This is a genomic window from Streptosporangium sp. CA-135522 (genome assembly GCF_050949235.1).
Classification (GTDB): domain Bacteria; phylum Actinomycetota; class Actinomycetes; order Streptosporangiales; family Streptosporangiaceae; genus Streptosporangium.
Genome location: NZ_CP192026.1, coordinates 2,573,297 through 2,594,166, shown reverse-complemented (window position 1 = coordinate 2,594,166; position 20,870 = coordinate 2,573,297). Strand labels below are relative to the sequence as shown.

20 protein-coding genes are annotated in these 20,870 nt (G+C 69.8%); 9 read left to right on the top strand and 11 right to left on the bottom strand.

The window, feature by feature from the left end:
• Nucleotides 1-28 precede the first annotated feature (28 nt).
• Both dnaJ and hrcA read right to left on the bottom strand, forming a co-directional pair.
• Nucleotides 29-1,171: a molecular chaperone DnaJ gene (gene dnaJ, locus ACQPYK_RS12300; RefSeq protein WP_433254277.1), complete on the bottom strand. Its 1,143-nt coding sequence runs from the start codon at nt 1,169-1,171 to the stop codon at nt 29-31.
• Between the two features lie 12 nt (nt 1,172-1,183).
• Nucleotides 1,184-2,197: a heat-inducible transcriptional repressor HrcA gene (gene hrcA / locus ACQPYK_RS12295; protein ID WP_433254275.1), complete on the bottom strand. Its 1,014-nt coding sequence runs from the start codon at nt 2,195-2,197 to the stop codon at nt 1,184-1,186.
• Between the two features lie 183 nt (nt 2,198-2,380).
• Here hrcA and ACQPYK_RS12290 point away from each other — a divergent pair, with 183 nt between their 5' ends.
• Genes ACQPYK_RS12290 through ACQPYK_RS12280 form a run of 3 tightly spaced genes read left to right on the top strand, consistent with a single transcriptional unit; the run spans nt 2,381 to nt 4,580 of the window.
• A complete protein-coding gene (locus tag ACQPYK_RS12290) occupies nt 2,381-3,112 on the top strand; it encodes a hypothetical protein (RefSeq protein ID WP_433254273.1) in 732 nt (243 codons plus the stop codon).
• 55 nt (nt 3,113-3,167) lie between these two features.
• Nucleotides 3,168-3,983 (top strand): DUF3097 domain-containing protein, encoded by an 816-nt coding sequence (locus tag ACQPYK_RS12285; protein ID WP_433254271.1) that lies wholly within the window; start codon nt 3,168-3,170, stop codon nt 3,981-3,983.
• Between the two features lie 24 nt (nt 3,984-4,007).
• The gene (locus ACQPYK_RS12280) at nt 4,008-4,580 is read left to right on the top strand and encodes a DUF4870 domain-containing protein (protein ID WP_433254269.1); all 573 of its coding nucleotides are present in this window, start codon (nt 4,008-4,010) and stop codon (nt 4,578-4,580) included.
• A gap of 43 nt (nt 4,581-4,623) precedes the next feature.
• On the opposite strand, the gene hemW is transcribed toward ACQPYK_RS12280, so the two are convergent.
• Complete coding sequence (gene hemW / locus ACQPYK_RS12275) at nt 4,624-5,835, bottom strand: radical SAM family heme chaperone HemW (protein WP_433254267.1); 1,212 nt, start codon at nt 5,833-5,835, stop codon at nt 4,624-4,626.
• Here hemW and ACQPYK_RS12270 point away from each other — a divergent pair.
• The gene (locus tag ACQPYK_RS12270; protein WP_433254265.1) at nt 5,829-7,019 is read left to right on the top strand and encodes a glycoside hydrolase family 18 protein; all 1,191 of its coding nucleotides are present in this window, start codon (nt 5,829-5,831) and stop codon (nt 7,017-7,019) included. The two genes, hemW and ACQPYK_RS12270, sit on opposite strands and share 7 nt — an antisense overlap.
• Nucleotides 7,020-7,119: 100 nt before the next feature.
• Here ACQPYK_RS12270 and lepA read toward each other — a convergent pair whose 3' ends face one another.
• Nucleotides 7,120-8,958: a translation elongation factor 4 gene (gene lepA, locus ACQPYK_RS12265; RefSeq protein WP_433254263.1), complete on the bottom strand. Its 1,839-nt coding sequence runs from the start codon at nt 8,956-8,958 to the stop codon at nt 7,120-7,122.
• 131 nt (nt 8,959-9,089) lie between these two features.
• Between lepA and ACQPYK_RS12260 the strand changes: the two genes are divergently transcribed.
• Both ACQPYK_RS12260 and rpsT read left to right on the top strand, forming a co-directional pair.
• Nucleotides 9,090-10,034: a hypothetical protein gene (locus ACQPYK_RS12260; protein WP_433254261.1), complete on the top strand. Its 945-nt coding sequence runs from the start codon at nt 9,090-9,092 to the stop codon at nt 10,032-10,034.
• A 148-nt stretch (nt 10,035-10,182) separates the two neighbouring features.
• Complete coding sequence (gene rpsT / locus ACQPYK_RS12255; RefSeq protein WP_433254259.1) at nt 10,183-10,455, top strand: 30S ribosomal protein S20; 273 nt, start codon at nt 10,183-10,185, stop codon at nt 10,453-10,455.
• Between the two features lie 77 nt (nt 10,456-10,532).
• On the opposite strand, the gene ACQPYK_RS12250 is transcribed toward rpsT, so the two are convergent.
• On the bottom strand, nt 10,533-10,724 hold the full coding sequence (locus tag ACQPYK_RS12250; protein ID WP_433254257.1) for a hypothetical protein: 192 nt from the start codon (nt 10,722-10,724) through the stop codon (nt 10,533-10,535).
• A 69-nt stretch (nt 10,725-10,793) separates the two neighbouring features.
• Entirely contained in the window at nt 10,794-11,282 is a 489-nt protein-coding gene (locus ACQPYK_RS12245) for a MarR family winged helix-turn-helix transcriptional regulator (protein ID WP_433254255.1), read from the bottom strand.
• A gap of 75 nt (nt 11,283-11,357) precedes the next feature.
• Between ACQPYK_RS12245 and ACQPYK_RS12240 the strand changes: the two genes are divergently transcribed.
• A complete protein-coding gene (locus tag ACQPYK_RS12240) occupies nt 11,358-12,251 on the top strand; it encodes an EamA family transporter (RefSeq protein ID WP_433254253.1) in 894 nt (297 codons plus the stop codon).
• Here ACQPYK_RS12240 and holA read toward each other — a convergent pair.
• Nucleotides 12,248-13,219: a DNA polymerase III subunit delta gene (gene holA / locus ACQPYK_RS12235; RefSeq protein WP_433254251.1), complete on the bottom strand. Its 972-nt coding sequence runs from the start codon at nt 13,217-13,219 to the stop codon at nt 12,248-12,250. The genes ACQPYK_RS12240 and holA overlap by 4 nt on opposite strands.
• A 112-nt stretch (nt 13,220-13,331) precedes the next feature.
• Here holA and ACQPYK_RS12230 point away from each other — a divergent pair, with 112 nt between their 5' ends.
• Complete coding sequence (locus tag ACQPYK_RS12230; protein ID WP_433254249.1) at nt 13,332-13,484, top strand: hypothetical protein; 153 nt, start codon at nt 13,332-13,334, stop codon at nt 13,482-13,484.
• A gap of 192 nt (nt 13,485-13,676) precedes the next feature.
• On the opposite strand, the gene ACQPYK_RS12225 is transcribed toward ACQPYK_RS12230, so the two are convergent.
• A complete protein-coding gene (locus ACQPYK_RS12225) occupies nt 13,677-16,064 on the bottom strand; it encodes a ComEC/Rec2 family competence protein (RefSeq protein WP_433254247.1) in 2,388 nt (795 codons plus the stop codon).
• A gap of 124 nt (nt 16,065-16,188) precedes the next feature.
• Nucleotides 16,189-16,866, bottom strand: a complete 678-nt coding sequence (locus ACQPYK_RS12220) for a helix-hairpin-helix domain-containing protein (RefSeq protein WP_433254245.1) — start codon at nt 16,864-16,866, stop codon at nt 16,189-16,191.
• A gap of 177 nt (nt 16,867-17,043) precedes the next feature.
• Here ACQPYK_RS12220 and ACQPYK_RS12215 point away from each other — a divergent pair, with 177 nt between their 5' ends.
• Complete coding sequence (locus ACQPYK_RS12215) at nt 17,044-17,454, top strand: hypothetical protein (RefSeq protein ID WP_433254243.1); 411 nt, start codon at nt 17,044-17,046, stop codon at nt 17,452-17,454.
• Nucleotides 17,455-17,973: 519 nt separating this feature from the next.
• Here the strand turns inward: ACQPYK_RS12215 and ACQPYK_RS12210 are convergent.
• Together ACQPYK_RS12210 and hutI are read right to left on the bottom strand one after the other, a co-directional pair.
• A complete protein-coding gene (locus ACQPYK_RS12210) occupies nt 17,974-18,822 on the bottom strand; it encodes a DegV family protein (RefSeq protein WP_433254241.1) in 849 nt (282 codons plus the stop codon).
• Nucleotides 18,823-19,010: 188 nt separating this feature from the next.
• Nucleotides 19,011-20,219 (bottom strand): imidazolonepropionase, encoded by a 1,209-nt coding sequence (gene hutI / locus ACQPYK_RS12205; protein ID WP_433254239.1) that lies wholly within the window; start codon nt 20,217-20,219, stop codon nt 19,011-19,013.
• Between the last annotated feature and the right edge of the window lie 651 nt (nt 20,220-20,870).

The window sequence follows — 20,870 nt, the reverse complement described above, 5'->3', positions numbered from 1 at the left end:
GTGCCGGCGAGGCCGGGAGGCGTCGCGGTCAGCGGCCATTGAACGCATCCCGCAGCCGGGAGAAGAATCCCTGCTGGCCGGGGGCGAACTTACCGGGCGGGCGCTCCTCGCCGCGGAGCTTGGCGAGCTCGCGCATGAGCTCCTCCTGGGCGGGGTCGAGGCGGGCGGGGGTCTCCACGTTGACGTGGATCAGCAGGTCGCCCCGGCCGTTCTCGTTGAGGCGCTGGACGCCCCGGCCGTACAGCGGGATGGTCTGCCCGGACTGGGTGCCCGGCCGGATGTCGAGCTCCTCGGCGCCGTCGAGCGTCTCCATGGTCAGGATGGTGCCGAGCGAGGCCGCCGTCATCGGGATCTGCACGGTGCAGTGCAGGTCGTCGCCACGACGCTCGAAGATCTCGTGCGGGCGTTCGACGATCTCCAGGAACAGGTCGCCGGGCGGGCCGCCGCCCGGACCGATCTCGCCCTCGCCGGCGAGCTGGATGTGGGTGCCGTCTTCCACGCCCGCCGGGATGCGGACCTTGATGGTCCGCCGCGTGCGGACCCGGCCGTCGCCGGAGCATTCCTGGCAGGGGTTGCGGATGATCGAGCCGAACCCGCCGCACTGGGGGCAGGGGCGCGAGGTCATGACCTGGCCGAGGAAGGAGCGGGTGACCTGGGAGACCTCGCCCCGGCCGTGGCACATGTCACAGGTGTCGGGGTGGGTGCCGGCCGCGGCGCCGGAGCCCGTGCAGACCTCACAGAGCACGGCGGTGTCGACGACCAGCTCACGGGTGGTGCCGAAGGCCGACTCGCGCAGGTCGAGCTCCACCCGGATGGTGGCGTTGCGGCCCCGGCGAGCACGCGACCGGGGCCCGCGGCCACCGCCGCCGCCGGCCGCGCCGAAGAAGGCGTCCATGATGTCGCTGAACGGGAAGCCCGCGCCGAAGCCGCCGGCGCCCGCACCGGCGCCCGAGGCGAACGGGTCGGCGCCCATGTCGTACATCTGGCGCTTGTTGGGGTCGGACAGGACCTCGTAGGCCTGCGTGATGTCCTTGAACCGCTCCTGGGTCTCAGGGTCGGGGTTCACGTCGGGATGCAACTCCCGCGCCAGACGGCGGTAAGCCTTCTTGATCTCTTCCGCACTGGCGTCACGGCGCACCCCGAGGGTGCCGTAGTAGTCGCTCTTAGCCACTTAGTTGACCTCTTAGGATGCAGCCAGGATCTGGCTGACGTAGCGTGCCACCGCGCGCACCGCGCCCATCGTGACCGGGTAGTCCATTCGCGTCGGACCCAGCACACCGAGCCGGGCCAGTTGTTTGTCCCCCGAACCGTATCCGGCGGCGACGATCGATGTGCCCTGGAGACCCGTGTAGGGGTTCTCCGAGCCGATCCGCACCGTCAGAGCCGACAGGTCGGAGGTCTCACCGAGCAGGCGCATCAGCACGACCTGCTCTTCCAGGGCCTCCAGCACGTCGCGGAGACCGACGGTGAAGTCGGCTCCCGCGAGGTTGGCCGCCCCGGCGAAAACGATCTTCTCATCATGCCGGTCCACGAGGGACTCCAGCAGCACCGACAGGATCGTGGCCGCCAGCGGCCGGTCCTCCACCGCGAGCCGGGCGGGCAGGTCGGCGACCATGTCGGGGACCCTGGCCAGCCCGCACCCGTCCAGGCAGGCGTTGAGGGTCGCGCGCAGATGGGCGACGCGGGCCTCGTCGACCACGTCGGGCAGCTCGATCACGCGCTGCTCGACCCGTCCGGTGTTGGTGATGAGCACGAACATCAGCCGGCGCTCGCTCAGCGGGACCAGCTCGACGTGCCGGACCGTGGAGTTGGTCAGTGTGGGGTATTGCACGACGGCGACCTGACGGGTGAGCTGCGCCAGCAGCCGCACCGTGCGCATCACGACGTCGTCGATGTCCACGGCGCCGGCGAGGAAGCTCTCGATGGCCTTCTTCTCCGCGCTCGACAACGGCTTCACCTGCGAGAGCCGGTCGACGAACAGCCGGTAGCCCTTGTCCGTGGGCACCCGGCCGGCGCTGGTGTGGGGCTGGGCGATATAGCCCTGCTCCTCCAGCACCGCCATGTCGTTGCGGATGGTCGCCGGCGACACACCGAGGTTGTGCCGCTCGACGAGAGCCTTGGAGCCCACCGGTTCGTTGGTGGACACGTAGTCCTCGACGATGGCACGGAGCACCGCCAGTTTACGATCGTCGACCAACGTGCTCACCTCCCTGCCCGCACCCGAACGTGAAACGTCAGGGCTGGCACTCTGTGTTCCCGAGTGCCAAGTGTACGGCTCTCGCCCGCGGGGTGCGATAACGCGACGTCGGGAGGATGAGGCCAAGCGTCCGTCAAGTCAATTGCTATCGGGATACAAGCGACAAGGCCCACAATCTACGACATGTCCCACGATTTCGGATCCCCCTCGGGTGGCGCCTCTGCCGGCGCGCCCGGTCACGGCGCGCCCCAGCAGCCCTACGGCCACCAGCAGGGCGCCCCTTCTTACGGCTACGCGCCACCCGGATACGGCACGCCTCAGGGACCGCCGCCGAAGACGAAGATCAAGCCCAGCATCGGCTGGATCGTCGGCGCCTGGCTCGTCTTCGTGCTCAGCATCATCGTCGGTATCGCCGGTTTCGCCGGCGGAATCTTCAGTGCGATCACCGATGCCGCCCCCACCAGCTCGTTCGGCTCGGACAAGACCGTCACGGTCAGGCTCGACCCGGCGGACAAGCCCGCCGTCTACGTCTCCGCCGAGACGGGCACCAAGTTCGAATGCCAGCTCCAGGGCGACCCCGCGAAGGTCAGGCTCGAACAGCCGGGCGTGCAGCAGACCGTGACCGCCGACGGCGTCATCTGGGAGATGGCCCTGCGGGTGGGAGTGGACAAGGCCGGCGACTACCAGCTCACATGCACGGCTCCCGAGACGTCGAACGCCAGGTTCGGCGTGGGCAAGGAGATCGCCGCCGGTTCGGTGATGAGCGGAGCGGTCGCGCTGTTCGCGGTGCCGGCACTGGGGTTCCTGCTGGCCGTCATCGTGACGATCGTCGTGCTGGTCAGGCGGAGCGGCGCCCGCAAGCGCCGGGCCGCCGCGGCCGGGCAGTGGGGACAGCCCGGACCCTACGGCGGGTGATCGCGGCCTTTGCTACCGTCCCCTTGATCCCTGAAGAGAGGACGGGCGGTCGGTGATGTACGAGCGTGACGTGCTGTCGGAGAACTGGCGACGCCCCCTCAAGGGGAAGATCCCCCAGGTCCCCGCGGAGCTCGACCTGGTCGTGGAGGACGCCGACGGCGGCTTCTGCGGCGCCGTGGTGGCCTGCGACAAGGAGGCCGTCACGCTGGAGGACCGGTTCGGGCGGCGGCGGCTGTTCCCGCTGGAGCCCGCCGCGTTCCTCCTGGAGGGCAAGGTCGTGACGCTGGTACGACCCACCGCCGCGCCACGGGCCCCGAAACGCAGCGCCTCGGGCTCGATCGCGGTGGAGGGGCTGCGGGCACAGGTGGCCAAGGAGAGCCGGATCTACGTGGAGGGCGTGCACGACGCCGCCCTCGTGGAGAAGGTCTGGGGGCACGACCTGCGCGTCGAGGGCGTGGTCGTGGAATACCTGGAAGGGATCGACCACCTGCCCTCGATCGTCGAGGAGTTCGAGCCCGGCCCCGGCCGCCGACTGGGCGTGCTCGTCGACCACCTGGTCTCCGGATCGAAGGAGAGCCGGATCTCCGCCCAGATCTCCTCGCCGCACGTGCTGATCGTCGGACACCCGTTCGTGGACGTCTGGCAGGCGGTCAAGCCCGCGGTGCTGAAGATCGCGTCCTGGCCGTCGGTGCCACGTGGCGTACCGTGGAAGGAAGGGGTCATCGCCGCCCTCGGCTGGGATCTGGAGCCGGGCGACGCATGGCGCCGCATTCTCGGATCGGTCGCCACCTACGCCGATCTGGAGCCGGAGCTCCTCGGGTCGGTCGAGGAGCTGATCGACTTCGTGACGGTTCCCGGCGAGGATGGCTGATCCCGCACCCCATCAGGAGGGGCCATGAGCGACAGTCACGAGAACCCGCGGCACGAGCCCGCGGACGGCGAGCACCCCGGGCCCGCCGGGCCGCCCCGGTGGTCCGATCATCCCCGGCCAGATCATCCCGCGCCGGGGCAGGGCTACCCGCCTCCCGCCGCCTCGCCGTACGGGCCCGGCGGCTACGGCTATCAGGACGACTACCGCAACGCCTATCCGCCGCCCGGGCCGTACGGCTACGGATATCCCGCGCCACCGGGCGGCTACGGCCCGCGGCCCGGCGGCGACGACACCACCATGGCCATGCTCGCCCATCTGCTGGGCCTGCTGACCTGGTTCGTCGGCCCGCTGGTGGTGTATCTCGCGAAGAAGGACGAGTCCCCCTACGTGCGGGCCCAGGCGGCCGAGGCGCTCAACTTCCAGCTCACCCTGACGATCGCCTACTTCGTCTCCTGGATTCTGGCGTTCGTGCTGATCGGTTTCCTGCTGATGCTGGTGATCTGGATCGGCTCGATCGTCTTGATGATCGTCGCCGCCGTCGCGGCCAACCGGGGAGAGAACTACCGCTATCCGCTGAACATCCGCTTCGTCAGCTGATCGCGGGCACCGCCCCGCGTCTTCGGGCCGGGCTCCGGCGTCCTCAGGTCAGGTCGCGCACCAGGGCGTCGGCCAGCAGGCGGCCTCGCAGCGTCAGCACCGCGCGGCCCGCCTTGAACGGCTCCACCTCCAGCAGGCCGTCGGCCAGCGCCCGGGCGACCACCGGCGGCCGTTCGATCTCCTTGAGCGGGAAGCCCTGGGCGAGCCTGAGCTCCAGCATCAGCCGCTCCACCGCCCTGTCCCGCGGGGCGAGCACCTCGCGCGCGTGCGCGGGCGAGACATCGGAGGCCAGGCGCTGAGCGTAGGCCGCCGGATGCTTGACGTTCCACCAGCGGGTGCCGCCGACGTGACTGTGCGCGCCGGGGCCGACGCCCCACCAGTCGCCGCCGGTCCAGTAGAGGAGGTTGTGCCGACAGCGCCCGGCCTCCGAGGTCGCCCAGTTGGACACCTCATACCACTCGAATCCGGCCTCGGCGAGCATGGCGTCGGCGATGAGGTAGCGGTCGGCGGCCACGTCGTCGTCGGGCATCGGCAGCTCGCCGCGCCGGATCCTGGCCGCCAGCCTGGTGCCGTCCTCCACGATCAGCGAGTAGGCCGAAACATGGTCGGGCCCGGCCTCGATCGCCGCCGCGAGCGAGGCCCGCCAGTCGTCGTCGCTCTCCCCCGGCGTGCTGTAGATCAGGTCCAGGTTGACATGGTCGAACCCGGCGTCCCTGGCCTCCTGTACGGCGCGCGCCGGGCGGCCGGGGGTGTGCCGGCGCTCCAGCACCGTGAGCACGTGCTCGCGGGCGCTCTGCATGCCGAAGCTCATCCGGGTGAACCCGCCGGCGCGCAGCTCGGCCAGATAGGCCGGGTCCACCGACTCCGGGTTGGCCTCGGTGGTCACCTCGGCGCCGGCGGCGAGCCCGAACTCCTCCTCGATCGCGCCCAGGATCCTGACCAGGTCTCCCGCGGGCAGCAGGGTGGGGGTGCCGCCTCCGAAGAACACGGTCTCGACCGGCAGGTCCACGGCGCCGAGGTTGGCGCGTGCCCGCCGTACTTCGTCGATGGCGGTGTCGGCGTAGTCCTTGTGCGAGGCGCCGGGACCGAGCTCGGACGCCGTGTAGGTGTTGAAGTCGCAGTAACCGCAACGGGTCACGCAGAAGGGCACGTGGACGTAGAAGCCGAAGGGCCGCCCGCCGAGCCCGTGGAGCGCGCTGTCGGGGAGCCGGCCGGAGGCCGGTACGGGATCGCCGTCGGGAAGAGTGGATGGCACGACACCAAGTCTGCCGCTCCCGCCGCGATGCCCGAAACATCGGCCGTGCCGCCATGACGGCCACCATGACGGCCGCCCGCGCGACGAGGCGACCGCCGCCCGTGCGGCGAATCCGCGACGGACCGTTGACGCCCGGATCGCCCGAGTCTACGAACTGCGTCTCCTCCGACGCTTGGGCCGACTGGCAACGCCCGGTGCCCGCCGAGCAGAGCGTGGACGGCGTCGCCGACACCGCGGGCCAGGCGCTGAACGGCAACCTCAACCAGCTGAAGAAGCTCAAGGCCAAGCACCCCGGTCTCAAGGTGTTGATCTCCCTGGGCGGCTGGAGCGGCTCGAAGTACTTCTCCGACGCGGTGCTCACCCCCGAGGGGCGCGCCAAGCTGGCGGCCTCCTGCGTGGACCTCTGGCTCAAGGGTGACCTGCCCGGCATCGCGCCCGGCAGCGGGGCCGGCGTCTTCGACGGCATCGACCTGGACTGGGAGTGGCCGGGTTCCTCCGGCAACGACGGCAACGTCATCCGGCCCGAGGACAAGCAGAACTTCACTCTGTTCGCCACCGAACTGCGCCACCGGCTGAACGAGTTCGACCGGCGCAGCGAGCTGACCGCCTACCTGCCCGCCGCGGTGGCGAAGATCGACGCGGGCTTCGAGGTCCGCGAGGTCTTCAAGCAGCTCACCTTCGCCACCGTCCAGGGCTACGACCTGCACGGCCCGTGGGAGAACGTCACCGGCCACAACGGCAACCTGTTCACCGACCGGCGCGACCCCGGCCCGGTGAAGTACAGCGTGGACCAGACCGTCCGCGACTACCTGTCACGCGGCGCCCCGGCCAAGAAGATCGTGGTCGGCGTCCCGGCGTACGGCCAGGGCTGGACCGGCGTCACCGGCGGCACGAGCGGCCTGTACGGCACCGCCACCGGTCCCGCCCCCGGCACCTGGGCCGCGGGCAGCGACGATTACAAGAACCTGGTGAACAAGCCCGGCAAGCGCTACCGCGACCTGCGGACCGGCACCACCTGGATCTACGACGGCAACGAGTTCTGGTCCTACGACGACCCGGCCTCGGTGCTGCAGAAGGCGGCCTACATCCGTCTCAGGGGTCTCGGCGGCTCCATGATGTGGTCCATCGACCAGGACGACGCCAAGGCCTCGCTCACCTCGGTGCTCTACAGCGTCCTGCGCTGAGGCACCGCCCCCGGACCGGGCGGGGCCGTAGGACCCGGATCTGCGGCGGTTCCGCCCGCACGACCTCCCCGGCTCGGGGCCGCCCCGAGCCGGGGAGACGCTATTTCTTGACCTTGTCGGCGGAGGACTCGGTGGACAGCGCGGCGACGAAGGCCTCCTGGGGCACCTCGACGCGGCCGACCATCTTCATCCGCTTCTTGCCTTCCTTCTGCTTCTCCAACAGCTTGCGCTTACGGGAGATGTCACCGCCGTAGCACTTGGCGAGGACGTCTTTGCGGATGGCGCGGATGTTCTCTCGGGCGATGACGCGGGCGCCGATGGCGGCCTGGATCGGGACCTCGAACTGCTGCCTGGGGATGAGCTCGCGAAGCTTCTTGGCCATCTCGACGCCGTAGCCGTAGGCCTTGTCCTTGTGGACGATGGCGCTGAAGGCGTCCACCGCCTCGCCCTGGAGCAGGATGTCGACCTTGACCAGGTCGGACTCCTGCTCGCCCGAGGGCTCGTAGTCCAGCGAGGCGTAGCCGCGCGTGCGGGACTTGAGCTGGTCGAAGAAGTCGAAGATGATCTCGCCGAGCGGCATGGTGTAGCGGATCTCGACGCGGTCCTCGGACAGGTAGTCCATGCCCTGCAGGTTGCCCCGGCGGTTCTGGCAGAGCTCCATGATGGCGCCGATGAATTCCGAGGGGACCAGCACCGTGGACTTCACCATGGGCTCGAAGACCTTCTCGACCTTGCCCGTGGGGAACTCCGACGGGTTGGTGACCGTGACCTCCTTGCCGTCCTCCATGATCACCCGATAGACCACGTTGGGCGCGGTGGAGATGAGCGAGAGGTTGAACTCGCGCTCCAGGCGCTCACGGACGATCTCCATGTGGAGCAGGCCGAGGAAGCCGCAGCGGAAGCCGAAGCCGAGGGCCGCGGAGGTCTCCGGCTCGTAGACCAGGGCGGCGTCGTTGAGCTGGAGCTTGTCCAGCGCCTCGCGAAGCTCGGGGTAGTCGTCGCCGTCGATCGGGTACAGGCCCGAGAACACCATGGGCTTGGGGTGCTCGTAGCCGCTGAGCGGCTCGGTGGCCGGCCGGGCGACGGAGGTGACCGTGTCACCGACCCGCGACTGGCGGACGTCCTTCACGCCGGTGATGAGGTAGCCCACCTCGCCGACGCCCAGGCCCTTGTCGGCGATCTTGGGCTCCGGCGAGATGACGCCGATCTCCAGCGTCTCGTGGGCCGCGGTGGTGGACATCATCAGGATGCGCTCACGCTTGCCCAGGTGGCCGTCCATGACCCGGACGTAGGTGATCACACCGCGGTAGGTGTCGTAGACGGAGTCGAAGATCAGCGCGCGGGCGGGCGCGTCGGCGTCGCCGACCGGGGCCGGAACGTTCTGGACGACGTGGTCGAGCAGCTCCCGGACGCCCACGCCGGTCTTGCCGGAGACCTTGAGCACGTCCTCCGGCTCACAGCCGATCAGGTGGGCGATCTCCGCGGCGTACTTCTCCGGCTGCGCGGCCGGCAGGTCGATCTTGTTGAGCACCGGGATGATCGTCATGTCGTTGTTCATGGCCAGGTAGAGGTTGGCCAGGGTCTGCGCCTCGATGCCCTGCGCGGCGTCGACCAGCAGGATCGCGCCCTCGCACGCCTGGAGCGAGCGGGAGACCTCGTAGGTGAAGTCCACGTGCCCAGGAGTGTCGATCATGTTGAGGACGTAGCCGGTGTCACCCATCTGCCACGGCAACCGGACGGCCTGCGACTTGATGGTGATGCCGCGCTCGCGCTCGATGTCCATCCGGTCGAGATACTGGGCGCGCATGGAGCGATCGTCGACCACGCCGGTGATCTGCAACATGCGGTCGGCAAGCGTCGACTTGCCATGGTCGATGTGCGCGATGATGCAGAAGTTGCGGATCACCGCGGGATCGGTCTGGCCAGGCTGAATGCGCACCGGTGTCCGTTTCGACGGGATTGATGACGATCGACGACTGGCATACCAGCCGTCTTCCATGGTGACATGTCCGGGTGATTGCCCGGACCAGAGCACGGCGCGGCCTGCGGTTTCTCGCGGTGGTGGCGGCAGTGCTCCTTGTGCTTCCAGGGGTGGCCGCGGCCATCCTCACGATCCAGTTTACCGGGACACCCGCCCCATGGGCGAAGGCCACCGGCAACGACGCTCTTTGGCTCGGCCACGCGTGGGTGGACGGCCGTAAGGACGCCGCCGACGTGAAGGACCTGGCCGCACGGCTACGCAAGACGGGCGTCAAGGACGTCTACGTCCATGCGGGCCCGTTCGACGGCGACGGGGCCCTTCCGGCCGCGAAATACCCCGAAGCGAAAAATTTCCTGAAATGGTGGCATGCGGAGTTGCCCAAGGTCCGGGTGTCGGCCTGGCTCGGGCAGAAGGTCGACGGTGTTCTCGACCTCGACGACCCGGCCGCCAGGCAGCGCGTGCTGGACGGCGTGAGCCAGATCGTGGCGCTCGGCTTCGACGGCGTGCACTACAACTTCGAACCGGTCGGCAGCGGCGACGGCGACTTCCTGGATCTGCTGACCCGGACGCGCGCGATCGTCGGCGACCGCCTGGTCTCCACCTCGACCCCGCAGATCGAGCCCTTCCCGCTGACGCGCCCGGCCGTGCGCGCCGTCATCGGCCACGACAAGTACTGGTCGCCCGACTACTTCCGGGAGGTGGTGGCCCGCACCGACCAGGTGGCGATCATGACCTACGACTCCTTCCTGCCCTCCGAGTTGCTCTACGGCGGCTATGTCGTACGGCAGGCCACCCTCGCGCTGGAGCTCGTGCCGCCGGAGAAGACCCTGCTGATCGGCGCTCCCGCCTATCATGACCACGGCGTGGCGTGGTCCGACGCGGCGGAGAGCGTCAAGACCGCGGCCGAGGGCGCCCGGCTGGCGCTGACCTCCCACGGCAAGCCCCGCGAGCGGTTCGGGCTGGCGCTTTACGTGGACTTCGCGGCCACGGCGGAGGACTGGGCGGAATACGAGCGTTTCTGGTCCCACCCATGACGACGGCACGGTAAACTGATCAGGCATCCCTCTGTCCAGGCAGTCGATTTGAGCGACCGTCCTGGCAGTTGGTAGCCTGTTCAACTGCGTGTGGCGCGCCCTCTCTGCCCGCGCGCCCCACTCCGACGACATTCACCGAGGCTTCTTCGTGGCGAACATCAAGTCCCAGATCAAGCGCAACCGGCAGAACGAGAAGGCCCGGCTGCGTAACAAGGCTGTCAAGTCGTCCCTGAAGACGGCGGTCCGCAAGTTCCGCGAGGCTGCCGACCAGGGCAACGTCGACGAGGCCGTCGCGCTCCAGCGCGCCGCCTCCCGTCAGCTGGACAAGGCCGCCAGCAAGGGCGTGATTCACAAGAACCAGGCCGCCAACCGCAAGTCGGCGATCGCCCAGCGCGTCGTCGAGCTGTCGGCCGCCAAGTAGTCCAGGCTCTTCGCTCTTCCAGACGCCGCATCCTCCAAAGGGGTGCGGCGTCTTGGCGTTCCCGGGCAGGGCGCATTTCACGCCCCGTCGCCCCCGGAGGCTCGGGTGGGTTCGGTGGGTTCGGTGGGTTCGGTGGGTTCGGTGGGTTCGGTGGGTTCGGTGGGTTCGGTGGGTTCGGTGGGTTCGACCTTGCCGGGACAGACCCCGCCGGAGGGCGGGTCCGGATCGCGTTCCCGCCCGTCACGCGCGACCCGTCCCGGCAGGCCCACAGACCGGATGAACCCGCCGGCAGGCCCACAGACGGATGGACCTGATCGCCCCGTCGGCGGACGAGCGGGCTATTCCAGGGCGCCCATCAATGTCCTGAGCAGATCACCCAGACGCTCACGCTCCTGCGGCGACAGTCCGGCCAGCGCCTCGTGCTGAGGCCCCAGCCCCGCGGTCACGGCCTCGTTGATCGTCTGAAGCCCCCGGGCTGTCAGGCTGACGCGTAGCGCCCGGCGGTCGTCGGGGTCGGGAGTGCGGGCGACCAGTCCGGCCCGTTCCAGCCGGTCGAGCCGCCCTGTCATGCCGCCGGAGGTCAGCATGAGGGTGGCGGTCATGGCCTTGGGCGAGAGCGTGTACGGCTCGCCGGCACGACGGAGGGTGGCGAGCACGTCGAACTCGCCCCGACCGAGGCCGTAAGCCCCGTAGACCTCTTCCATGCGGTCGCCCATGAGCCGGGCGATGCGGTAGATCCGCCCGAAGACGCCCATCGGCGACGGCTCCAGATCGGGCCGCTCTCTCCGCCACTGCGACACGATCCGGTCAACCGGGTCTTCTCCCATGGCGCCATCCTAACTTGACACTAAATAGCTTAGTGCTAAGTTACTTACTATTGAGCTTGCTTGAAGGAGACCCCCGTGCCCGCCTCACGTCCCATCCTGGTCGCCACCACCGCCCTCGCCCCTACGGTCTGGGGCACCACCTACATCGTGACCACCGAATTCCTCCCCCCGGACCGGCCACTGCTGACCGCCCTGTTGCGCGCCCTCCCCGCCGGACTCCTGCTGATCGCCATGACGCGGGTGCTTCCCCGAGGCGACTGGTGGTGGCGGGCGCCGGTCCTGGGCGCGCTGAACATCGGCATGTTCTTCCCCCTGCTGTTCCTGTCCGCCTATCGGCTGCCCGGAGGCGTCGCGGCGGTCCTCGGTGCCATCCAGCCCCTCCTCGTCGCCGGATTGACGCGCACGGCGCTGCGCGAGAACGTCCCGATCCACCGCGTCCTCGCCGGAATCGTGGCCACGGTCGGCGTCTCCCTCGTCGTGCTCCGAGCCAACGCGGCTCTCGACGTCATCGGCATCATCGCCGGTATCGTCGCCGCGACGGGCATGGCCACCGGCCTCGTCCTCACGCGTTCCTGGGGCAAACCGTCGGGCGTGGGAGACCTGGCCCTCACCGGCTGGCAGCTCACCGCGGGCGGCCTGATGATCGCCCCGGTGGCCTTCGCCGTCGAGGGCATGCCGCCCGCGCTGGACGCGGCCGCCGTCGGCGGCTACCTCTGGCTGGGGCTCGTCGGCACCGCTGCCGCCTACACGCTGTGGTTTCGCGGTATCTCCCGGCTACCCGCCCCCCAGGTGTCGCTGCTGGGCACTCTCAGTCCGCTCACGGCGGCGGTGCTCGGCTGGCTTTTCCTCGACCAGTCCCTGAGCCCGCTCCAGCTCATCGGCTTCGCCCTGGCCCTCGGCGCGACCGTCGCGGGCCAGCTTCCCCCGCCCCGGCGCACCCGCGTCCGCGCGAGCACACAGTCCGTCTAACGCCCCGTACGGCTGGCGACGACGACCTGGATCATGTGCTCCAGAGCGTAAGCCGGATCCGCGCCACCGCCCTTGACCTGCTCGTCGGCGGTGGCCGCGGCCTGAAGCGCACGGGCGATGCCGTCCGGGCCCCAGCCGTTCAGCTGCCGCTGAACCCGGTCGATCTTCCAGGGCGGCATGCCGAGATGGCTGGCGAGCTGCCCGCCACGCAGGTTTCGCGGGGCACCGCCCACTTTGGCCAGCGAGCGCAACCCTCCGGCGAGCGCGCTCACCAGCAGGACGGGGGCCGTTCCGGTGGCGAGCGCCCAACGGAGCTGTTCGAGGGCCTCACCCAGGCGGCCCTCGACGGCGGAGTCGGCCACGGTGAACCCGCTGACCTCGGCCCGGCCACGGTGGTAGCGGGCGACGGCCGCCTCATCGATGGTCTTGCCCGGGGTGTCGAAGGCGAGCTGGCTGCACGCGGCGGCGAGCTCACGGAGATCGTTTCCCACCGCGTCGAGCAGGGCTCCCGCCGCGTCGGCGCCGATGTTACGCCCCGCTCGTTTCAGCTCGGCCTTGATGAATGCGAGCCGTTCGGCCGGTTTGGTCAGCTTGGTGACGACGACCACCTGGGCACCGGCCTTCTTGACCCCGTCGACCAGTGCCTTGCCTTTGACCCCGCCCGGGTGGACGAGGACCAGCACGGTGTCCTCCGCCGGACGCGCGGTGTAGGAGACGATCTCGGAGATGACGTCTTTGACCAGATCCTGGGCCGAGCGGATCGCCACCACCGACCTGTCGCCGAACAGCGAGGGCGAGGTCAGCCGGGTCAGCTCTCCCGGCTCCACCTTTCCTCCGACGAGGTCGTGCACCTCGGTGCCCGGATCCGCCGCCCGGACCGCCGCGATCACCTCGCCCACCGCGCGGTCGGCGAGCAACTCCTCGTCGCCGAGTATCAGGATCACGGGTGCTGGATCGGTTGCCGCCATGCTCAGCAGCATGCCACGTACCGGTGACCAAATCGCAATCAGCAAGCCGTTCGCAATTCGAATGCAGGCGGCATGGGGCAGCCTTGGCGCGAGCAAGGAGGTGAAACCCACGATGAACTCCACTACCTGCCGCCATGCCTGCCCGCACTGCGGGACGATCCTCGACGAGGGCCCCATCATGTATCGCTGCGCGCGTTGCAGCCGGTCGGTTTACGCCGCCGACGTGGACACCGAGTTCCGTCGCCCGGCCACGAGCACGCCCTGACCTCCGCACAGCCGATACGGCCGATACGGCCGACCTCCACGTGGCCGATGACCGACCTCTCCGTAGTGAACACCTCTCCGTAGTGAACACAGCTCCGTAGTGAACACAGCTCCGTAGTGAACACAGCTCCGTAGTGAACACAGCCGACCTCCGCGGGGGAGAGAGCGGAGACGGGATAGACCGTGCGACGAGTCAGCCGTGGTGCCCTCGGGAGACGACGGCCAGGCTTCCTTCCCTGGTCACCACGGCAAGATCTCCCGACAGGTCCGTACGGTGAACGCGCGTCCCCAGGCCGTTCAGCCGGGCCAGGGTCGAGGGGGCGGGATGGCCGTAGTCGTTGTCCGCTCCGACGCTGATCAGCGCCGAGCGGGCACCGGCCGCCGCGAAGAAGGCGGGATCATGTCCGGCTGATCCGTGATGGGGGACTTTGAGGATGTCGACCGGCGGAAAGCCCTGCCGAAGCAACTCCGCTTGGGCCTCGGCCTCGATGTCACCGCTGAGCAGCGCGGTGCCGGCCGCCCAACGCACGTGCACCACGACGCTGGCGTTGTTGACGACCGCCCCTTCTCCATCTCCCGCCGGGAACGTCTCGACCGATGGGCCGATGATCGTGAGTTCGGAGGGGCCGAAGCGCCAGCTCACGCCTGGCCTGGCCACCCACTCGACGACCCGGCGGCGGGCGAGGTCACCGCTCAGCCGGCTGCTCTCCCTCTCGGCGACCCGGTGTGGAGTCACCACCACCGCTCCCACCCGGCGCCCCCGGAAGACCCCGTCCAATCCACCGACGTGGTCGAAGTGCGGATGGGTGAGGATGACCAGCGGCACTTCCCGGACCGCCATGGACCGCAGGCACCGGTCCATCAGCACCGGGTCGGGCCCGGCGTCCACCACGACCGCACGACCCGGACCCGCGGCGACCAGCAGCGCGTCACCCTGACCGACGTCACATGCGACCAGCACCCAGCCTTCGGGCGGCCAGCGGACCATGACCGGCCCTGCCACGGCGACCGCGACCACCGTGCCCGCCGCGACAGCCAACGCGACCCGACGCAGCCGGCGACGCCGCAGTGCCAGGGCGATGGCCGTGACCGCGGCGGCCAGCGCGACCAGTCCGGTGATGCCGCCCGGCCATGGGATCGTGGCGAGTGGAAGACGCGCGGCGTGTTCCGCGACCTCGATGATCCATCCGGTGGCCAGGCCCGCCGGACGGACGAGCAGGTGGGCGAGCCCCATGTGCAAGGGCGCGACCAGCGCCACGAGGAAGCCGAGCAGGGTGGCCGGTGCGATGGCGGGACCTGCGAGCAGGTTGGCGGGGATCGCCACCGGCGCGAGCTGCCCGGACATCAGGACCAGCACCGGAGTGACGGCCGCTTGGGCCGCCGCGGGCACGGCGACCGCTTCGGCCGCCCAGCGGGGCATCCGCGTCGCGAGGCGTTCTCGCCAGCGGGGGGCGAGAACGAGGATGCCACCGGTGGCGCAGACCGACAGGGCGAACCCATAGGACCGGGCCAGAGCGGGGTCGAAGAGGACCAGCCCCAGGACGGTCGCCGACAGGGCTGCGACACCGTCACGTGAGCGGCCGGTACCGAGCGCCACGGAGGCGGCGGTTCCCATCAGAAGGGCGCGGAGCACGCTGGGCGAAGGACGGGCGACGACCGCGAAGGCGAGCATGGCGAACGCCGCCAGCGCCGCCCGGACCGTGAGAGGAAGCCCCGCCGTCCGGGCGAGCGCGACCGCCGCGCCCGCCACGATCGCCAGATTGGCCCCGGACACCGCGGTGAGATGGCTGAGGCCGGCCTCCTTGAAGTCGGCTCTGACCTGCCCGTCCATACGGGAGACGTCACCGACCACGAGCCCCGGCAATAGACCCCGTTGGAGCGGAGGAAGCACGTCGGCGGCCTCCCGCAGCCCCGACCGGAGCGTCCCGGCCACACGCTGGGCCCATGAAGGAGCGCTCAGGACACGCGGCGGTCCCCGCACCAGCACGATCGCCGCGAGCAACTCGCCGGAGTCGGCCGGGCCGAAGCGTCCCTGAACGACGATCCGCTGGCTGGGCGACAACGACCGCCACCCCTCCCCCGAGGTGAGCATCACCACCGGAACCCGCACCGCCGTCCTGGCCGCTCCCGCCCCGATCGACTCAACCCGTGCATGGACCACGAAACTCTCCCTCCGAAACCGCCCTCCACGCTGCGTCAGTTGCCGGGGGTCGTCTGTCACCACCGCCTCGACCTGCGTGGAAGCCCGCCTCGCCGCCAACTCGGCCACCGGTCCCGCGCTGACCGCGTGCACGTGAAAAGCCACCACGCCGGCCACCGCGGCCACACATCCCAGCGTCGCGATCGTCGCGTTCCGCCAGCCGGCACCCCCCGGGGAGATGATCCTCATGGCCACGAAGGCCGCCCCCGCGGCCGCGGTCACCGCCACCGCGGCGCCCACGACGGGCGGGCAGCCCAGAAGGACGATCGCGATCACCCAGGTGGCCAGGGTGGGCAGAACCAGGTGGAGAGCGTGCGCGGGCAGGCCCCTCTCGGCGAGGCCGTCATCGTGGATCACGGCGAAGGCACTGAAGCGGGTCATCGCCATGCCTCCTGGAAACGGCGGATCATGGCCGTGCCCGGGGAACCGACGGTCGTTGCCGTTCCCTTTCGAACGTTCCCCTGTGAAAGTTGGGGGCATGGCCGTCTCCCTCGGAAGCGGCGGTTCATACGCGGACCTTGTCTTTCATCTCGGCGTACTTCCGGTCGCCGATGCCGCTGACTTCCCGGAGCTGCTCGACGGCGCGGAAGCCACCGTGGCCGTCGCGGTATTCGACGATGCGGCGGGCGAGCACCTCGCCGACGCCCGGCAACTGTTCGAGCTGCTGCGGGGTGGCGGCGTTGAGGTCGAGGACGACCGCGGCCGGGTCAGCCACTATGGGCGCGGCGGCGGAACCGGGCATGCCCACGACGATCTGCTCGCCGTCGACGAGCTTGCGGGCGAGGTTGAGAGCACCGGCGCCGGTCCCCTTCCGGACGCCTCCGGCGGCTTGGAGCGCGTCGGTCACCCGGGAGCCGAGGGGCAGGGTGATCACCCCGGGGCGGTGGACCTTGCCCGTGACGTGAACGGTGACCTCGAGGACGGCACCTGACCCGGGAGTGGGGAAAGGGGAAACGGCCCGCGGGGGAAGAGGGGAGGCCGGCGCCGTACGGAGGGAGCCGGAGACGGGTTGAGGCGGAGCGAGGGGCTCGGGCTGCGGCTGGGACCGCCAGGCATGGACGCCACCGGCGATGGCCGCGGCCAGTGCGATGAGGAGAAGCAGGCGTAGTCCTGGGCGGCCGGGAGCGAGCACCGGGCCCTGAGTGGCGACGAGCCTGCGGAGGGTTTCGAAGGAAGGCGGCATCGGCGCTGAGCGCATCCGAGCCGCAGGACCGTCGAGGCGTGCCGAACCGTCCGCGCCGGCGAAGCCTCCATCTCGAGCCCTGCCACCCAGACCGCTCTGGTCAACAGAACCGTCAACAGAACCGGATGACCCGTCCGGGACGACCGGGCCGCCGGGCCGCCTTGCGGAAGCACCCCCTTGGAACCGGCCATCCAGATCACCCCGATCACCCCGACCGGGCAGATCACCTGGGATGGGCGAGGCGCCGAGCCGCCTTTCGGAAGCACCACCTTGGAACCGGCCGTCCAGATCGCCCCGACCAGGCTGACCACCCGGGACGGCCGGACCGCCGGGACGAACTCGGCCGCTCGGAACGGCCGGACCACCCGGCTGCGGGAAGCCACCGTCCCAGGCCGGACCACCCGGGGCTTCGGGGCTGTCGTGATGGGAGTCGTTCGGATCAGCCGAGCCGTCGGCCCGGGCAGGACCATCGGATGGGAGGGCACCGTCGGGGTGGGCGGGCTGGGATCGCTGGACGGGTCGCAGCGGAAGTGGCGGGAAAGCCACGGGATCGGGAAAGTTGAACGTCGTCAGCATCCGCAGCCGTGACTCGGCTCGGAATCGCTCGGTGACATGATCCGTGGTCCGCACATCCAGGACGCTATGACGGCACCACCGGGCGAGTCTCTGCCGAACTCGGCTCTGTGGACAACCTGTCGAGGCTGCGGCAGGGCTGTGGACACCTCGGGCCTGAGCTGCGGCAGGGCTGTGGACACCTCGGGCCTGAGAGGTCGACGCGCCAGGAGAGCATGCCGTGCCCGAAAGCGGGGCGGGCCTCGATCACGGTCACAGCGCAGGCGTCCCTCGCCGGTTACGACCGGTCATCGCGTACCCGGGGTGGACACCCCGTCTTTCAGGAGAAAGCGGAACTTCTCAGCGCCCGTGCCGCAGGCGAACGGGCGAGCCGGGGCCGAAGAGGAGACCGAGCCGGAGTTCGGGAAGAGAGAGGAGGAGCCCGGGGAGAGGCACGAGAAGTTCGGGGAGAGGCACGAGAAGTTCGGGGAGAGGCAAGAGGAGTTCGGGGAGAGGCACGAGAAGTTCGGGAGGTTCGGAAGACAGGACGGAGGTTCAGCAGGAGGGCGAGACGGTCAGGCCGAGCATGCCGGGGCCCGCGTGCGCACCGATGACCGCGCCGACTTCGACCACGGTGACCTTGGCGAGCCCCGGGATGCGTTGGGGCAGACACGCTGCCAGGGTCTCGGCGCGCGATCGGGCGGCGAGATGCTGGACGGCGACGTCCACCGGGCCGGTTCCGGCGGCCTGGACGGCGAGGTCTTCAAGGCGGGCGATGGCTCGGGCGGCGGTGCGGACCTTCTCCAGCGGGACGATCACGCCGTCGGCGATGTGCAACAGCGGTTTGATCATCAAGGCAGATCCGAGCAGGGTCGCCGCCGCGCCGATACGGCCTCCCCTGCGCAGGTACTCCAGGGTGTCCACGTAGAAGAAACTGCGGGTGGAGCGCATGCACCGGCGAGCGGCGTCGGCCACCTCGGTCCGGGTCTCGCCCCTCGCCGCCGCTTCGGCGGCGGCGAGGACAGGGAACCCCAGGCCCATGGCGATCGACCTGCTGTCGATGACCTCGACCGGGATCAGCGAGTCCTCGGCTCCGGCGCGGGCCGCCTCGACGGTGCCCGACATCTCCCCCGACAGGTGGATGGAGACGACACCGGCCGCGCCTCGGGCCGCCGCCTCGTCGTAGGCGTCCGCGAAACGCTGAGGAGCGGGCCGTGAGGTCGTTACGGGAGCCCACTCCCGGAGGGCGTCGCCCATCAGCGCGCCGTCGATCTGCGCCACGTCGTCGAGTGCCCGGCCACCCACCACGACCTGGAGCGGCACCGCGGTGATCCCCAGGCGGGAGAGCTCCTCCGACGGCAGATACGCGGTGGAGTCCGTGACGACGGCGACCGATGGCGACATATACCGACATTACCTGGAAGAGATCGCTTAACCGAGGCTGCAGTGACCATCGGTTCACTCTCCGTGCCGCGACCTGTGCCGCGACCTGTGTCGTGACCCGCCTGTCGGCGCGGCGATCGCGGCCTCGATGAATCCGATCCCGGTGAACCCGACCCCGGTGAATCCGATCCCGGGAGTTCGGCTTCGGCTTACTGGACGGGGGTGCCGCCGCGCCAGACCCGGCGAGGCTTGAGGCCGAAGGCCCAGGCGAAGGCGCCTTCGTGGTCGGCGTCCCACTGGACGATGTCGGCCAGGCGGCCGGGTGCCAGGACGCCGCGGTCGGGGACGCCGAGAACGGTGGCTCCGCCGAGGGTGGCGGCGCGGAGCGCGTCATTGACGCTCATGCCGAAGGCGGCCACGGCGAGGCTGATGACCAGTGACATCGAGGTGATCCCGCAGTGGCCCGGGTTGTGGTCACTGCCGAGGGCCACCGTGACACCCTGGGCGAGCATGCGCCGGACCGGCGGCAGGCTGCCGCGTTGCAGGGCGGTTCCCGGGCAGACCACGGCGGGGACGCCGTAGCGAGCCAGGATCGCGATGTCCTCGTCGGAGGTGTGGTGAAGCAGGTCGGCGGAGGCGCAACCGAGCTCGGCGGCGAGCTGGACGGCTCCGCGCCGGCTGTAGGCGCCGGCGTGCACCCGCGGCAGCAGGCCGACGTTACGGCCGGAGGCGAGGACCCAGCGGGCCTCGTCGGTGGTGAAGTGACCCTCGTCGCAGTAGACGTCGACGCTGTCGGCTCCGGCCGCGGCCGCGTCGGCGCACCAGGCGCCCACGGCCTCGACGTAGTCGCGCTGACGGCCGAAGTATTCCGGCGGGACGACGTGCGCGGCCATGAACGTCACGTGCACGCGCGGCATCATCGGCTCTTTTTCGAGCTCGCGCAGGAGCCGCACGTCGGCCAGCTCGCCGTCGCGGGTGAGGTGGTAGCCGGTCTTGGCCTCCACGGTGGTGGTGCCACTGAGCAGCCAGTCGCGCAGGCGCTCACGGACACCGTTGCACAGGGTCCACGGGTCGGTGCCCCGGGTCACCGTGACGGTGGAGCCGATGCCGCCACCGGCCGCGGTGATGGCCGACGGCGTGGAGCCGCCGGAGCGCATCGCCATCTCGGCGTAGCGGTTGCCCGCGTAGACCGGATGGGTGTGGGCGTCGATCAGACCAGGCGTGACCAGCGCGCCGCCCAGGTTCTCGACGTGGTCGACATCGACGATGTCGTCCACCACACCGGGGACGCTCTGCGGCAGGTCGGCGGCACGGCCGACCCAGGCGATCCGGTCGTTGTGCACCAGGATCGCGGCATTGCTGCACACGTCATTGCCGGTCCAAAGCCGGCCAATGTTGGTCAGAAGGCGGACCGTCATCGCATCACCGCCTTGTCAGCAGGGGAAGACATCGGGAGGGAGACCGCTTCCGGGCACGAAGGACGAACCCAGCCGTTGCCGGGCTCCATGCCCACCGGGTCCGCCGTGATTCCGGACGACATTGGGGGGTCTCCTGCTCTCATCCGCATATTTGTGGTGCGGCGACAGTATCGCCGGGATCATGATCAGGCGATTTCAGTTCAGTTACGTTATTTCACAAGTGAGCTCGCTGTACAGGCTAATTGGGAAGAACGCCGCTTCGCCGTAACCACACCCGGCGCGCCAGCTCCGCGGTGCCACCTAACCCTGAGCGTGTTTTCACAGCTCAGGCCACTTCTTTCCCGCCTGTCACATCGGTCTCCGAGACAACTTGCACCCTAACATCTCGGCAGATTTGCCTTATGGTAGCAATCCAAACCTCGACCGACCACTGTCTCTTTTGGGGCTTTTGTACAGTTTTCGCGCACCGCCAGTGCAGCCCATAAAGCCTTTCCAGGGCAAGGTCTCGCATTGAAATGTGCCGCACTACCTCTCTAGCCTGAAATCAGAAGAGTCCGCCACCGGGATCGAGACGGCGATCGCACCGCCCCGATCGACGTGCCGGCCTGGCCGCCGCCCGTTCCCGCCACCCGCCGCCCACTGCCCGCCGCC

Coding starts and splice junctions, on each gene's coding strand:
- ACQPYK_RS12290 (WP_433254273.1), top strand. CDS start 2,381: ATGTCCCACGATTTCGGATCCCCCTCGGGTGGCGCCTCTGCCGGCGCG.
- ACQPYK_RS12285 (WP_433254271.1), top strand. CDS start 3,168: ATGTACGAGCGTGACGTGCTGTCGGAGAACTGGCGACGCCCCCTCAAG.
- ACQPYK_RS12280 (WP_433254269.1), top strand. CDS start 4,008: ATGAGCGACAGTCACGAGAACCCGCGGCACGAGCCCGCGGACGGCGAG.
- ACQPYK_RS12270 (WP_433254265.1), top strand. CDS start 5,829: ATGGCACGACACCAAGTCTGCCGCTCCCGCCGCGATGCCCGAAACATC.
- ACQPYK_RS12245 (WP_433254255.1), bottom strand. CDS start 11,282: ATGGGAGAAGACCCGGTTGACCGGATCGTGTCGCAGTGGCGGAGAGAG.
- holA (WP_433254251.1), bottom strand. CDS start 13,219: ATGGCGGCAACCGATCCAGCACCCGTGATCCTGATACTCGGCGACGAG.
- ACQPYK_RS12230 (WP_433254249.1), top strand. CDS start 13,332: ATGAACTCCACTACCTGCCGCCATGCCTGCCCGCACTGCGGGACGATC.
- ACQPYK_RS12225 (WP_433254247.1), bottom strand. CDS start 16,064: ATGACCCGCTTCAGTGCCTTCGCCGTGATCCACGATGACGGCCTCGCC.
- ACQPYK_RS12220 (WP_433254245.1), bottom strand. CDS start 16,866: ATGCCGCCTTCCTTCGAAACCCTCCGCAGGCTCGTCGCCACTCAGGGC.
- ACQPYK_RS12210 (WP_433254241.1), bottom strand. CDS start 18,822: ATGTCGCCATCGGTCGCCGTCGTCACGGACTCCACCGCGTATCTGCCG.
- hutI (WP_433254239.1), bottom strand. CDS start 20,219: ATGACGGTCCGCCTTCTGACCAACATTGGCCGGCTTTGGACCGGCAAT.